Source organism: Stenotrophomonas sp. BIO128-Bstrain, from assembly GCF_030128875.1.
GTDB classification, from domain to species: domain Bacteria; phylum Pseudomonadota; class Gammaproteobacteria; order Xanthomonadales; family Xanthomonadaceae; genus Stenotrophomonas; species Stenotrophomonas bentonitica_A.
Window position 1 is genome coordinate 3,321,776 of sequence record NZ_CP124620.1, and the last position, 14,319, is coordinate 3,336,094.

General features: G+C 67.1%; 13 protein-coding genes and 1 pseudogene. 10 read left to right on the forward strand and 4 right to left on the reverse strand.

Translation table 11 applies throughout. The features are described 5' to 3' along the window. Positions 1–60: 60 nt before the first annotated feature. The 5 genes from POS15_RS15190 (at position 61) to POS15_RS15210 (ending at position 6,246) form a co-directional block, all read left to right on the forward strand. Positions 61–1,539, forward strand: coding sequence for a leucyl aminopeptidase (locus tag POS15_RS15190; protein WP_284128384.1), 1,479 nt, complete (start codon positions 61–63; stop codon positions 1,537–1,539). An 85-nt stretch (positions 1,540–1,624) separates the two neighbouring features. After that, complete coding sequence (locus POS15_RS15195; RefSeq protein ID WP_046273804.1) at positions 1,625–2,050, forward strand: DNA polymerase III subunit chi; 426 nt, start codon at positions 1,625–1,627, stop codon at positions 2,048–2,050. 45 nt (positions 2,051–2,095) lie between these two features. Next, positions 2,096–2,302, forward strand: coding sequence for a YqaE/Pmp3 family membrane protein (locus POS15_RS15200; RefSeq protein ID WP_284128385.1), 207 nt, complete (start codon positions 2,096–2,098; stop codon positions 2,300–2,302). A gap of 43 nt (positions 2,303–2,345) precedes the next feature. Continuing rightward, the gene (locus POS15_RS15205) at positions 2,346–5,114 is read left to right on the forward strand and encodes a valine--tRNA ligase (protein WP_284128386.1); all 2,769 of its coding nucleotides are present in this window, start codon (positions 2,346–2,348) and stop codon (positions 5,112–5,114) included. 307 nt (positions 5,115–5,421) lie between these two features. Next, the gene (locus POS15_RS15210) at positions 5,422–6,246 is read left to right on the forward strand and encodes a DMT family transporter (protein WP_284128387.1); all 825 of its coding nucleotides are present in this window, start codon (positions 5,422–5,424) and stop codon (positions 6,244–6,246) included. A 98-nt stretch (positions 6,247–6,344) separates the two neighbouring features. On the opposite strand, the gene rimI is transcribed toward POS15_RS15210, so the two are convergent. From rimI to pssA, 3 genes are read right to left on the reverse strand one after another with little or no spacing between them, the layout of a single operon-like run. Beyond that, positions 6,345–6,842 carry a ribosomal protein S18-alanine N-acetyltransferase gene (rimI, locus tag POS15_RS15215; protein ID WP_121042847.1) on the reverse strand — a complete coding sequence of 166 codons (498 nt, stop codon included), beginning with the start codon at positions 6,840–6,842 and terminating at the stop codon, positions 6,345–6,347. Then, positions 6,839–7,321, reverse strand: a complete 483-nt coding sequence (locus POS15_RS15220) for a hypothetical protein (protein WP_284128388.1) — start codon at positions 7,319–7,321, stop codon at positions 6,839–6,841. Before POS15_RS15220 ends, rimI begins: the two co-directional genes overlap by 4 nt. Continuing rightward, complete coding sequence (gene pssA, locus POS15_RS15225; RefSeq protein ID WP_284128389.1) at positions 7,318–8,097, reverse strand: CDP-diacylglycerol--serine O-phosphatidyltransferase; 780 nt, start codon at positions 8,095–8,097, stop codon at positions 7,318–7,320. Before pssA ends, POS15_RS15220 begins: the two co-directional genes overlap by 4 nt. A 72-nt stretch (positions 8,098–8,169) precedes the next feature. Between pssA and POS15_RS15230 the strand changes: the two genes are divergently transcribed. From POS15_RS15230 to POS15_RS15240, 3 genes and pseudogenes are all read left to right on the forward strand, one after another. Next, on the forward strand, positions 8,170–8,544 hold the full coding sequence (locus POS15_RS15230) for a DUF4124 domain-containing protein (RefSeq protein ID WP_284128390.1): 375 nt from the start codon (positions 8,170–8,172) through the stop codon (positions 8,542–8,544). A 98-nt stretch (positions 8,545–8,642) separates the two neighbouring features. Then, the gene (locus tag POS15_RS15235; protein ID WP_284128391.1) at positions 8,643–10,334 is read left to right on the forward strand and encodes a proline--tRNA ligase; all 1,692 of its coding nucleotides are present in this window, start codon (positions 8,643–8,645) and stop codon (positions 10,332–10,334) included. 152 nt (positions 10,335–10,486) lie between these two features. After that, positions 10,487–10,861 (forward strand): annotated as a pseudogene (locus POS15_RS15240) (H-NS histone family protein); the annotation flags it as partial. Between the two features lie 90 nt (positions 10,862–10,951). On the opposite strand, the gene POS15_RS15245 reads toward POS15_RS15240, so the two are convergent. Further along, complete coding sequence (locus POS15_RS15245; RefSeq protein ID WP_284128392.1) at positions 10,952–12,211, reverse strand: threonine/serine exporter family protein; 1,260 nt, start codon at positions 12,209–12,211, stop codon at positions 10,952–10,954. Between the two features lie 160 nt (positions 12,212–12,371). Between POS15_RS15245 and POS15_RS15250 the strand changes: the two genes are divergently transcribed. Both POS15_RS15250 and POS15_RS15255 read left to right on the forward strand, forming a co-directional pair. Beyond that, positions 12,372–13,484, forward strand: a complete 1,113-nt coding sequence (locus POS15_RS15250; protein WP_070426576.1) for an ABC transporter permease — start codon at positions 12,372–12,374, stop codon at positions 13,482–13,484. Positions 13,485–13,487: 3 nt separating this feature from the next. Further along, on the forward strand, positions 13,488–14,318 hold the full coding sequence (locus POS15_RS15255; RefSeq protein WP_284128393.1) for an ABC transporter ATP-binding protein: 831 nt from the start codon (positions 13,488–13,490) through the stop codon (positions 14,316–14,318). The last annotated feature ends 1 nt before the right edge of the window (position 14,319 follow it).

Here is a 14,319-nt window from a genome sequence, read left to right on the forward strand (position 1 = left end):
GTCTACTGACGGGACGTAAACAGCTCGCGATTGTACGGATTTGCCAACGGAATCTGATCAATGGCCCTGGAATTCACCCTGAACCACGCAGCACCGGCCTCGGCCGAGTGCGATTGCGTCATCGTCGGCGCCTATGCCGACCAGACCCTGAGCCCGGCGGCACAGGCCCTGGACACCGCGTCCTGTGGCCGCCTGTCGGCCCTGATCGCCCGCGGCGACGTGGGCGGCAAGACCGGTAACACGACCCTGCTGCACGATCTGCCCGGCGTCACCGCCGCACGCGTGCTGGTGATCGGGCTGGGCGAACCGGCCAAATTCGGCGTGCCGCAGTACCTCAAGGCGGTCGGCGATGCCAGCCGCGCCCTGAAGAGCGGGGTCAACCACCACGCGCTGTTCACCCTGACCGAGATCGAGGTCAAGGGCCGCGATGCCGCCTGGAACATCCGCCAGGCCATCATCACCGCCGACCACGCCGCCTACCGCTACAGCGCCACGCTGGGCAAGAAGAAGGCCGACGAACCGGGCCTGACCACGCTGGCCATCGCCGGCACCGACCCCCAGGCGCTGGCCCAGGGCCAGGCCATCGCCGCCGGCGTGCAGTACGCCCGCGAGCTGGGCAACCTGCCGCCGAACGTCTGCACCCCGGCCTACCTGGCCGAGTCCTCGGTCGCGTTCGCGCAGGCGCATGAAGGCGCCGAAGCGGAGGTACTGGACGAACAGCAGATGGAAGCGCTGGGCATGGGCTCGCTGCTGGCCGTGGCCCGTGGCTCGGCCAACCGCCCGCACCTGGTGGTGCTGAAGTGGAACAACGGCGGCGACGCCAAGCCCTACGTGCTGGTCGGCAAGGGCATCACCTTCGATACCGGTGGCGTCAACCTGAAGACCCAGGGCGGCATCGAAGAGATGAAGTACGACATGTGCGGTGGCGCCAACGTCATCGGCACCTTCGTCGCGGCCGTCACGGCCAAGCTGCCGCTGAACCTGGTGGTGGTGGTGCCGGCGGTGGAAAACGCCATCGACGGCAATGCCTACCGCCCCTCGGACGTGATCACCTCGATGTCGGGCAAGACCATCGAAGTGGGCAACACCGACGCCGAAGGCCGCCTGATCCTGTGCGACGCGCTGACCTACGCGCAGCGCTTCGAGCCGGCCGCGCTGATCGACGTGGCTACCCTGACCGGTGCCTGCCTGGTCGCGCTGGGCCACCAGACCGCTGGCCTGATGACCAAGCACGACGACCTGGCCAACGAGCTGCTGGCCGCCGGTGAGCATGTGTTCGACCGCGCCTGGCGCCTGCCGCTGTGGGACGAGTACCAGCCGATGCTGGATTCCAGCTTCGCCGATATCTACAACATCGGCGGCCGCTGGGCCGGTGCGATCACCGCGGGCTGTTTCCTGTCGCGCTTCGCCGAAGGCCAGCGCTGGGCCCATCTGGACATCGCCGGCGTGGCCAGCGACGAAGGCAAGCGCGGCATGGCCACCGGCCGCCCGGTCGGCCTGCTGAGCCAGTGGCTGCTGGACCAGGTCGCCCGCGCCTGATGCCCTGCCCGATCGCGGCCGCCCATCGGTAGCCGCGATCCCGCCCGGCCTGGCGCCGGGTTCTCCCTTCGCTCCAGGCCCTGCCATGTCCCGTGCTGATTTTTACCTGATCGCCAAGCCCCGCTTCCTGACCGAGCCCTTGCGGCTGGTCTGTGAGCTGGCCCGCAAGGCCAACGACGCCGGGCTGTTCACCCTGGTGCTGGCACGCGACCAGGCCCAGGCCGAAGAACTGGACGAACTGCTGTGGGCGTTCGACAACGATGCCTACATCCCGCACCAGATCGCCGGCGAAGACATGGACGAGGAAGAGGCGCTGGTGCTGATCGCCGTTCCCGGTACCGAGGCCCCGGCCCGGCCGCTGGTCATCAACCTGCGTGACGATCCTTACCTGGCCGCCTGCGACCGCGTGCTGGAGGTGGTCCCGGCCGACCCGGAAGCGCGCGAACCGCTGCGCGAGCGCTGGCGCCAGTACAAGGCGCTGGGCTTTGAGCTGAACAAGTACGACATGTAACCCGCGCGGCGCCCGTCCGGTCGCCGCCGCCCCCGGAGACCCTTGATGCGCCTGTTGATCGCCCTGATCTTTCCCTGGTTCGCCTTCTTCACCATCGGCCGCCCGATCACAGGCATCCTCAACGTCTCGAAGGTAGAGCCGACTGTCAGTCGGCTGTCCTTGTCTGGCTGGCGGCCCGCCGCGATCTGGGCCGCCTACGCGGTCTCACAGTTCCATACCGACCAGAAGATCCGCCGCGCCTTCGGGCGCTGAGCTTCCGGCACCCCCACTTTCCGTATTCGATCCTGGTTCCCGCATGACCCAACTCGCCTCCAGCTACGACCCGAAAACCTTTGAAACCGCGCTGTACGACGCGTGGGAGAATGCCGGCCATTTCAAGCCGTCCGGCAAGGGCGAGCCGTACACCATCCTGCTGCCGCCGCCGAACGTGACCGGCACGCTGCACATGGGCCATGCCTTCCAGCAGACCCTGATGGATGCGCTGGTGCGCTACCACCGGATGCGCGGCTACGACACGTTGTGGCAGGTCGGCACCGACCACGCCGGCATCGCCACCGAAATGGTGGTGTCGCGCAACCTGGCGCTGGCCAACACCGGTGAGACCCGCGATTCGCTGGGCCGCGACGGCTTCATCGAGAAGGTGTGGGAGTGGAAGGCGCAGTCCGGTGACACCATCGAGCGCCAGATGCGCCGCCTGGGCACCTCCAGCGACTGGTCGCGCAGCACCTTCACCATGGACCCGCAGCCGTCCGAAGCGGTGGTCGAGGCGTTTGTGCGCTGGCACGAGCAGGGCCTGATCTACCGTGGCCAGCGCCTGGTCAACTGGGATCCGGTGCTGAAGACCGCCATCTCCGATCTGGAAGTGGAAAGCGTTGAGGAAGACGGCTTCCTGTGGTCGATCAGCTACCCGCTGGCCGATGGCAGCGGCACCCTGACCGTGGCCACCACCCGCCCGGAAACCATGCTCGGCGATACCGCGGTGATGGTGCACCCGGACGACGAGCGCTATGCGCATCTGATCGGCAAAATGGTGAAGCTGCCGCTGACCGACCGCGAGATCCCGGTGATCGCCGATGATTACGTCGACCGCGAGTTCGGTACCGGTGTGGTCAAGGTCACCCCCGCGCACGATTTCAACGATTACCAGGTCGGCCTGCGCCACAACCTGCCGATGATCAACCTGTTCACCCCGGTGGCGGCGATCAACGACAACGCCCCGGAGAAGTACCGCGGGCTGGACCGTTACGAAGCGCGCAAGGTGATCCTGGCCGAGCTGGAAGACCTCGGCATCCTGGTCGAGACCAAGGCGCACAAGCTGCAGGTGCCGCGCGGTGATCGTACCCAGCAGGTGATCGAGCCGTACCTCACCGACCAGTGGTTCGTGAAGATGGACGTGCTGGCCAAGCGCGGCCTGGAGCTGGTCGAGAACGGCAGCATCCAGTTCGTCCCGGCCAACTGGATCAACACCTACCGCCACTGGATGGAGAACATCCAGGATTGGTGCATCAGCCGCCAGCTGTGGTGGGGCCACCGCATTCCGGCGTGGTTCGACGACGCGGGCAACTGCTATGTCGGCCGTGATGAAGCCGAGGCCCGCGCGAAGAACAACCTCGCTGCCGACCTCGCCCTGCACCAGGACAGCGACGTGCTGGAGACCTGGTTCTCCTCGCAGCTGTGGCCGTTCTCCACCCTGGGCTGGCCGAACGAGCAGGCGATGGACGCGCGCGGTTTCGAGCGCTACCTGCCGTCGTCGGTGCTGATCACCGGGTTCGACATCATCTTCTTCTGGGTGGCCCGCATGATCATGGCCACCGACAGCTTCACCGGGAAGATTCCGTTCAAGGACGTCTACATCACCGGCCTGATCCGCGATGCGCAGGGCCAGAAGATGTCCAAGTCCAAGGGCAACGTGCTCGACCCGCTGGACATCATCGATGGCATCTCCATCGAGGACCTGGTCGCCAAGCGCACCACCGGCCTGATGAAGCCCAAGGACGCGCCGAAGATCGAGAAGGCGACCCGCCGCGAATTCCCCGAGGGCATCATCGCCCACGGTGCCGATGCGCTGCGCTTCACCATCGCCGCGCTGGCCACCCACGGCCGCGATATCAAGTTCGACATGAACCGCGCCGAGGGCTACAAGAACTTCTGCAACAAGCTGTGGAACGCCAGCCGCTTCACCCTGATGAACACCGAGGGCAGCAGCTTCACCGGCGTGCCGCAGCCGCGTACCGATGCCGAGCGCTGGATTCTGGCACGCCTGGCCGCGGTCTCGGCCGAAGCGCAGACGCATTACGCCAACTACCGCTTCGATCTGCTGGCGCAGTGCCTGTACGAATTCGCCTGGAACGAGTTCTGCGATTGGTTCCTGGAACTGACCAAGCCGGCCCTCAACGGTGCCGACGCCGACGATGCCAACAGCACCCGCCACACCCTGCTGTACGTGCTCGAAGCGCTGCTGCGCCTGCTGCACCCGCTGACCCCGTTCGTCACCGAGCAGCTGTGGCGCCAGGTCGCCCCGCGCCTGGGCATCACCGACGACACCATCTCGCTGCGTCCGTACCCGACCGCCGAGGAGTTCGCGGGTGATTTCGCCCGTGCCGAAGCCGACGTGGAATGGCTGAAGTCGATGGTCAACGCGCTGCGCCGCGTGCGCAGCGAGTTGAACGTGCCGCCGTCCAAGCTGGTGCCGCTGCTGCTGCAGGGTGGCAACGACGACGACCGCGCGCGCATGACCCGTTTCACCTCGTCGCTGTCTTTCCTGCTCAAGCTGGAGCGCATCGAATGGCTGGCCAACGGCAGCGACACGCCGCCGGCCGCCGCTGCGATCGTGGGCGATCTCACCCTGCTGGTGCCGCTGGAGGGCCTGGTCGATCTGGGCGCCGAACGCGCGCGCCTGGACAAGGAAATCGCCCGGGTGGAATCGGAGAAGGAAAAGAGCGAGACCAAGCTGGCCAAGTTCACCGACAAGGTGCCCGCGGCCGTGGTCGAGCAGGAGCGCGTGCGCCTGGTCGAATGGACCGCCCAGCTGGATGGCCTGCGCTCGCAGCGCGCGAAGCTGTAAGCGCACGGGTAGAGCCACGCCATGCGTGGCTGCTTCTGCGGGGCCAGGGTAGAGCCACGCCATGCGTGGCTGCTTCTGCGGGGCCAGGGTAGAGCCACGCCATGCGTGGCTGCTTCTGCGGGGCCAGGGTAGAGCCACGCCATGCGTGGCTGCCTTCCGGGGCGGGATGGCGTGCAGCCACCCATGGGGTGGCTCTACCCTGGGCCGATAACGTAGGTAGGGCCCGGCCCGCGCGGTTACGGGCCCGATGGCTGCCCATCTGCGGCATGATGCGGGTTCGTCCACGGATTGAATGACCGCCGACACGATGTCGCTGTCCCTCTTCTGCATCGTGCTGTTCGCCGCCCTGCTGCATGCCAGCTGGAACGCGATCGTCAAACGCGGCACCGACACGCTGCTGACCACGATCCTGGTCACCGGCTCGGCGGCGGTGATCGCCGCGATCGCGCTGCCGTTCATGCCCACACCCGCCGCGCAGAGCTGGCCATGGCTGGCGACCTCGACCCTGCTCCAGGTCGGGTATTACGTCCTCGTCGCACGTACCTACCAATTGACCGACATGAGCGCGTCCTACCCGCTGATGCGCGGCTGCGCGCCGATCCTGGTGGCGCTGATCAGCACGCTGTTTCTGGGTGAGCGCCTGGCGTGGATCGCGTGGAGCGGAATCGCGCTGATCTGCCTGGGCATCCTGTGCATGACCCGCGGCACCTCGCGCCAGCATCTGTGGCTGCCGTTGCTCAATGCCGGCGTCATCGCCACCTACACCTTGGTCGATGCCTGGGGCGCGCGCCACTCGGGCGCCGCGGTGAGTTACACCCTGTGGCTGTTCCTGCTCTCCGGCCTGCCCCTGCCCCTGTGGGCGCTGTGCACCCGCGCCGGCGCGCTGCGTGACTATGCCCGCCGCAACTGGGCCTACGGCATCGTGGGCGGGTTCGGGACACTGATCTCCTACGGCCTGGCGCTGTGGGCCATGACCGTGGCGCCGGTTGCGATGATCGCCGCGCTGCGCGAAACCTCGATCCTGTTCGGCATCCTGATCTCGGCCTGGATCCTGCACGAACGGGTCACCCGCCAACGCTGGATCGCCGCCGGCCTGATCGTGCTCGGGGCAGTGGTGCTGCGGATCACGTAGAGCCACCCCATGGGTGGCTGCGCCTGTCTACGACAGCCACACCCCGTACGGGCCGGATCGAACAGCAGCCACCCATGGGGTGGCTCTACATCGGGACGTCAGAGCGGCGGCATCACCTGGATGTCGTCGTCGACCAGCTCGATCGCCATCACCAGCGCATCCTCGCGCCCGTCGCGGGCGGGGTAATAGCGCGGCCGGCGGCCGATCTCATTGAACCCTTCGCTGTGGTACAGGGCCACGGCCGAGGTATTGGACGGGCGCACTTCCAGGAACACGCGGTGCGCGCCATGGTCGCGTGCCAGCTTCACCAGCGCGCGCAGCAGGTAGCGGCCGTGGCCACGGGACTGGCACAGCGGGTCCACACAGATGTTGAGGATATGGGCTTCATCGGCAGCGATGCTGAGCAGGCCGTAGCCCATCAGCAGGCCGTCCTCTTCCATCGCCAGGCCGGGATAACCGGCACGCAGGCAGTCCTGGAAGATGCCGCGGGTCCACGGGTACGGGTAACCGCGCACCTCGATGGCCATCACCGCATTGAGGTCGCTTTCGCGCAGCGCGCGCAGCGACAACGGCCGCGGCGAGCTCACCGCACTCACGACCGGCCCCGTTTGCGCAGGGCGCGCAGCTGCGGCCACAACGCGCGCTTGGCGGCGGCGCTGCTGCGCAGTTCATCCAGGTTCCAGCTGGCCATCAAGACTTGGGTGTCCGGCTCGGCCGGGTTGCAGCCGGAGGCGCGTAGCAGGGCGATCTGCAGGCGATCGGGCATCCGCACCGCGGCGCGGCGGCCTCCGCCTGCGCGTGCCGGCGTGGCCGCCGGAACGGGCGGCGGCGCGCCTTCTTCGACCGTGCGCGGCGCGCTTCGGCGCACCGGTGCGGGCGCATCCACCGCCGGTGCCGGCCGCGACTGGCGCACGGGCACGGACGACTCTGCGAGCGGCGCCGCGCTGAGCTGCACATCAGGTACGGCAGCGGCCTCCGGCTCGACACTGCCGTCGACGAACACCGTATAGCCCATCGCCTGCAGCCAGGACTGCTGCGCCGGCGACCACAATGGCGGCAGCGCCTGCCCGCTCACGCGTTCGGCTCGACCGTCTTGCGGGTGCGCTGCCACGCCCAGTAGCACGGGCCGGACAAGGCATACACCACGCCTACCGCGAACAGCACGCGCGGCAGATCGATGACCATGATCGCGATGGCGATCGGCACCAGGGCCAGCGCCAGGAACGGCACGCGATCGGCGCGCGGTCCTTTCTCGCCACTGCCCTTGAAGCTCCAGAAGCGAATCCGGCTCACCATCAGCAGCGCCGCCACCAGGGTCACGCCCAGCGCGACATAGCGCAGCTGGTTGCCGTCCCAGCCGAGGTTGCCATCGGCGAAGGCCCAGACGAAGGACATCATCAGGCCCGCGGCGGCCGGGCTGGCCAGGCCGATGAACCAGCGTTTATCGACCACGCTGACCTGGGTATTGAAACGGGCCAGGCGCAGCGCGGCGCAGGCGGCATACAGGAAGGCGACCGCCCAGCCGACGCGGCCCATCACCGGGTCGTCGAACTTCAGCCAGGACAGCGACCAGTGGTACATCACCAGGGCCGGGGCCATGCCGAAGCTGACCAGATCGGCCAGCGAGTCGTACTGCACGCCGAATTCGCTGCTGGTGCCGGTCAGGCGGGCCACGCGGCCGTCCAGGCCGTCCATGACCGCTGCGACAAACACCGCGACCGCGGCATTCACGAAGTCGCCGTTGGCCGCGGCGATGATCGCGTAGAAGCCGGCGAACAGGCCTGCGGTGGTGAACAGGTTGGGCAGCAGGTAAATGCTGCGCGAGCGCGGCGGGGGTTTCATCTGATCCATGCGGCCAGTTTAGCTTGCCAGCACCGGCCCGGGGTGCTGCAATCGCGGTTCTGCCCCGTTCCCGGAGTTGCCATGCGTGCCCTGTCCCGTCTGAGCGGCCTGCTGCTGCTCGCCAGCGCCACGGCCAGCGCCGGCACTGTCTACAAGTGGAAAGATGCCAACGGCGTCACCCAGTATTCGGAGAAGCCACCGGCCGGGCAGAAGTACGAGGCCCGCCAGGTCGAGAACCGGGACCCGCTCCCGCGCGAGACCGCCGCCGCCCCGGCCGAGAACAAGGCCTGCACCGACGCCCGCGGCAATCTCACCCTGCTCAACGGGCCGGGCAAGGTCATGCAGGACGCCGATGGCGACGGCACGGCCGATACCGCCCTGACCGACGAGCAGCGCAGCGCCCAGAAGACCCTGGCCGAGGCCGCCATCCAGGCCTACTGCACCCCCAAGGCCTGAGCCACCGGCCCCGTCGAGGCGGCCAAAACCAACCGCAACACCCATCGCGGCGGCCGGACTGGCAGAATATCGGCTTCTGCCGTTCAGCGAAGCCGACGATGCGCCTCTCCCAGTTCCACCTGCACACCACCAAGGAAACCCCCAGCGACGCGGAGCTGACCAGCCACCGCTTGATGCTGCGCGCGGGCATGATCCGCAAGCTGGCCTCGGGGCTGTACACCTGGTCGCCGCTGGGCCTGCGCGTGCTGCGCAAGGTCGAGCGCATCGTGCGTGAGGAAATGGAGCGCGCCGGCGCGGTGGAATTCCAGATTCCGACCATCCAGCCCAAGGAACTGTGGGAAGCCACCGGCCGCTGGGAAAAGTTCGGCCCGCAGCTGCTGAAGCTCAAGGATCGCAAGGAGCAGGTGTTCTGCTACAGCCCGACCGCGGAAGAGGCTGCCGCTGACTTCGCGCGCCAGGAGCTGTCCAGCTACAAGCAGCTGCCGGTCAATTTCTTCCAGATCCAGACCAAGTTCCGCGATGAGATCCGCCCGCGCTTCGGCGTGATGCGCTCGCGCGAATTCCTGATGAAGGATGCCTATTCCTTCCACCTGCACGATGCGTGCCTGGTGCGCGAATACGAGAACATGAAGTCGGCCTACAGCCGCATCTTCACCCGCCTGGGCCTGGATTTCCGCATGGTGCAGGCCGACTCCGGCGCGATCGGTGGCGACGCCTCGCAGGAATTCCACGTGATCGCCGAGTCGGGCGAAGACGCGCTGGTGTTTTCCACCGGCTCGGATTACGCGGCCAACATGGAAGCGGCCATCGCCGCGGCCCCGGGCGAGCGCCCGGCCGCCAGCGAAGCGCTGCGCAGGATCGATACGCCCACGCAGAAGACCTGCGAAGCCGTCGCCGCCCTGCTCGGCCTGGGCCTGGAGCGCACCGTCAAGTCGGTCGCGATCATGAGCGAGGCCGGCTTCGTGCTGGCGCTGGTGCGCGGCGATCACGACGTCAATGAAATCAAGCTGGGCAAGGTCGAGGGTCTGCAGGGCTACCGCATGGCCAGCGAGGCGGAGATCGCCACGCATCTGGGCAGCGAGCCGGGCTTCCTCGGCCCGCTCAATCCGGCCCAGCCGATCCGCATCGTGGCCGACCGCGACGTCGCCGCGCTGGCCGATTTCGTCATCGGTGCCAACGAAGCCGGTGCCCATATCGCCGGCGTCAACTGGGGCCGCGACCTGCCCGAACCGGAAGTGGCGGACATCCGCAACGCCAAGGCCGGTGATCGTGCCGCCGATGGCGGTGAACTCAAGATCGCGCGCGGCATCGAAGTCGGCCATGTGTTCCAGCTCGGCCGCCAGTATGCGCAGGCGTTGAATGCGACCGTGCTTGACGAAAACGGCAAGGCTGCGGTGTTGGCGATGGGCTGCTACGGCATCGGCATTTCGCGCATCGTGGCGGCGGCGATCGAACAGAATCACGACGATGCCGGCATTATCTGGCCGGACGCGATGGCGCCGTGGCAGGTCGTGGTCTGCATGATCAATCCGAAGCAGGACGAGACCGTGTCGTCCACCGCCGCCGAGCTGCTTGCGCAGTTGCAGGCCGCCGGCCTGGATGTGGCGCTGGATGACCGCGGCCTGCGCCCGGGCGCGATGTTCGCCGACATGGAACTGATCGGCGTCCCGCACCGGATCGTGGTGTCCGAACGCGGCGTCGCCGCCGGCACGTTCGAGTACCGCGCGCGCAATGCCGCCGAAGCGGAGGTCCTCGACAAGGACGCGCTGCTGGCAAAATTGACGAAGTAATGACAAAGGCCGGGTGAATAACCCGGCCTTTTCAATGGCGGACCCGGTTTCAATAACTCCGGTTTGTTTGTGTATTTCGCAAAAGAGAATGTATGCTGTTTCCGACGCCAAGGACCGGCTCACCCTGTCCTTCATATATTGCGGAGTAGTAGATGAGTATCGACCTGAGCGGCCTGTCCGCCAAAGAGCTGGGCGCGCTGATCAAGAACGCCAAGAAGCAGCAGACCATCGTGGCCAAGCGTCCGGCGATCACCAAGGTCCGCGCACAGCTGACCAAGCTGGCCAAGGCCCAGGGCTATTCGGTGGAAGAACTGTTCGGCGGTGCCGCCCCGGCCGCACGTGGCCGTGCCGCGAGCAAGGCCACCAAGGCCCCGGCCAAGGCCGTGCGCAAGCTCGGCAAGGTCGCTCCGAAGTATCGCAACCCGGCCAACCCGAAGGAAACCTGGACCGGCCGTGGCAAGCAGCCGCGCTGGCTGGCTGCGCATACTGCCAAGGGCAAGAAGGTTGAAGAGTTCCTGATCAAGAAGTAAGCCGGTCAGTCACTGCTTCACATGAAAACGCCGGCCTCGCGCCGGCGTTTTCGTACCCGTTGATGGCGCGCGCGGTGACCGGAAGGGTCAAAGATTCTTGCGCGCCGGGATCAGCAGATTGCCGAACAGCAGGCCGGCCACCAGCGCCATCACCACGTTGAGCACGGTCATCAGCACGGTCTGGCCGGCGCTCATGTCCTGTTGCTGGACCAGGGTCAACACGCCGCGCAGGCTGGTACTGCCGGGCACCAGCATGATGATGCCGGGCAGGCGGATGATCGCGCCCGGGCGCTGCGCCAGCCGACCAAACAGATTGCCTGCGGCGGTGAGCAGCATCGCGGACATGAAAATGCCGGCCGGGATGCCCCACGCCTGTCCGGCGAATTTGGAGATCGCATAGCCGGCGACGGCCGCCGCCATCACCCACGGAAAATCGCGACGGTTGGCCTTGAACAGCATCGCGAACGCGAACGCGGCCAGCAGCAACGCGCCCCATTCGACCCAATCGGCCTGCGGCCGCGAGGCGCGCACCAGCGGCTCCAGCCCGACGATGCCCGACAGCGTCACTGCGATCACCGCGCCCACTGTCAGCTTCAGAATCGTGGTCACCGCACCGGCAAACCGCGCCGTGCCGGAGACCCAGTGCTGGCTGGCCAGCTCGTTGACCGCATTGGTCAGCGACATCCCGGGCAGCAGCACCACCAGCGAGGCGATGATCACCGTGTTGAGGTTGAGCGCCCCGATGAAGGAGGCCACCAGGGTCGCCACCGAGCCGGCCAGCAGCGCCGCCAATGCTTCATTGGCCTCGCGCGTGGCCGGGCGGCGGTCGGTATACATGCCCATGACGCCGATCAGCAGGCCGATCACGCCTGCGGTGGCGATATCCAGCCACGGCAACTTCCACAGGCCGGCCACGCCTGCCGCGCCCAGGCTGTAGGAAAGAATGGTGCGGATCTTGCCCCAGCGGCCCGGATCCTTGTCCAGCTGGCGCAGCGCGGTATGGCCCTGCGCGATGCTCATGGTGCCGCTGGCCACCGCATCGGTGATCTGATCGGCGATGCTGAGTTTATGCAGGTCGTTCTCGCCCGGCGCCAGCCGGATCACGCGGGTGATGTCCGACGAACCGATCGCCTTGGTCGGGTCGCTGAAACTCAGGATCAGGCCGGTCGGGTTCGACCACGGCTCGCAATCCAGGTCCAGCCGCTGCGCCAGCGCGACCACGGCGGCTTCCAGCCGCTGCGCGGTAGTGCCATAGCTGTGCAGGCGCCCGGCCATTTCCGAAACGAAGGCCACGCGCTGTGCGTAGGTGGCCGGTGGTGCAACGATGGTGGGGGCGTCGGCAGACATGCGGCGTAGTATTACCCGAACACGCCCCGGCCTGAAGAATCCCGGTGGCATCGCATCGCGGCATGACGCCCCCGGTGTTGCCGAGCAACGCGTTCAGCCCGGTCCGGCGCATACGCGAGCCATGCACCCGGACAGGTTATGCTGCGCGCAGGACGCCTACATGACCTCAGACCAAGCCCCCCATCTCGAGCAGGATGCCCAAGACCCCGGTCTGATCCGGTTGTCTGGTCATTGGACTTTACGCACCGCGCTGGACGCGGCCGAGGTGCTGCGTGGCCTTCCGGAGAAGGTGACCGGTCTGGACGCCAGCGGGATCACCCTGCTCGACTCGGCCGGCGTGCTGCAGTTGCTGCGCGTGGCCCACCGCGCCGATCTCGGCGAGGACGCGGTGACGTTCCGCGAGGAGCATCGTGCGCTGGTCTCCACCATCGAGGAAGTCGCCGACGACCGGCCCAAGGCCAAGCGCGACTTCGGCGTGCTGGCCGCACTGGAACGGCTGGGTGTCAGCGTGCACGGCATGGGCCACAACATCGTGGCGCTGGCCAGCTTCCTCGGCGAGAACCTGGTCAAGGGCGCGCGCCTGATCAAGGAACCGCGCCGTTTCCGGCTCACCGCCACCGTCGCCCAGATGGAACAGGTCGGCCTGGATGCGGTGCCGCTGGTGGCACTGCTGTCGTATCTGGTGGGTGCGGTGATCGCCTTCCTCGGCTCCACGATCCTGCGCGACTTCGGCGCCGAGATCTACGTGGTCGAACTGGTCAGCATCGCCTTCCTGCGCGAGTTCGCCGTGCTGTTGACCGCGATCGTGCTGGCCGGCCGCACCGCCAGTGCGTTCACCGCGCAGATCGGTGCGATGAAGGCGCGCGAAGAAATCGACGCGATGAAGACGCTGGGCCTGGACCCGGTCGATCTGCTGGTGCTGCCGCGGCTGATCGCCCTGCTGATCACCCTGCCGCTGCTGACCTTCATCGCGATGGTCGCCGGCCTGGCCGGTGGCATCACCGTGGGTGCGTTCGATCTGGATATCCCGCCGCAGATGTATATCGCGCGGATGCACGACACCATGGAAGTGCGCAACATGCTGGTGGGCCTGTCCAAGGCGCCGGTGTTCGCGCTGGTGATCGGCCTGATCGGCTGCCTGGAAGGCCTGAAGGTGGAAGGCACCGCGCAGTCGGTCGGCGAGCGCACCACCTCCAGCGTGGTGCAGGCCATTTCGCTGGTGATCATCCTCGACGCGTTCGCCGCGCTGTGGTTCATGAAGATGGGCTGGTAACCGATGATCACCGACACCGCCCCGGCCCCTGACCGCGACGCTGCCGCCACCGATGACGGCGAATTGCTGATCCGCGTGCGCGGGCTGACCAACCGTTTCGGTGCGCAGGTGGTACACGACGGGCTGGACCTGGATGTGCGTCGCGGCGAGATCCTCGGCGTGGTCGGCGGCTCGGGCACCGGCAAATCAGTGTTGATGCGCAGCATCCTCGGCCTGCGCACGCCTGACGATGGTCAGATCGAGGTGCTCGGCGTCGATGCCCGCTCCAGCGACCCGGCCAACCGCCTGCATATCGAACGCAATACCGGCGTGCTGTTCCAGGATGGTGCACTGTTCTCCTCGCTGACCGTGGGCGAGAACGTGCAGGTGCCGTTGAAGGAACATCACGGCGAGCTGCCCGAGCGCTGGCATTACGAACTGGCCCTGCTCAAGGTGAAGCTGGCCGGCCTGCCCGCCGATGCGATCAACAAGCTGCCCTCGCAGCTGTCCGGTGGCATGCGCAAGCGCGCCGGCCTGGCCCGTGCGCTGGCGCTGGATCCACCGCTGCTGTTCCTGGACGAACCCACCGCCGGGCTGGACCCGATCGGCGCGGCCGCCTTCGACCGCCTGATCAAGACCCTGCAGGAAGCGCTGGGCCTGACTGTCTTCCTGATCACACATGATCTGGACACGCTGTATGCGATCTGTGACCGGGTGGCGGTGCTGGCCGACAAGAAGGTCATCGCCAATGCCCCGCTGCACGAGATCGAACAACTGGACCACCCGTGGATCCAGGAGTACTTCCACGGACCGCGCGCGCGTGCTGCGCGCGATGCAAAGCACGAGAGCGAGTAAG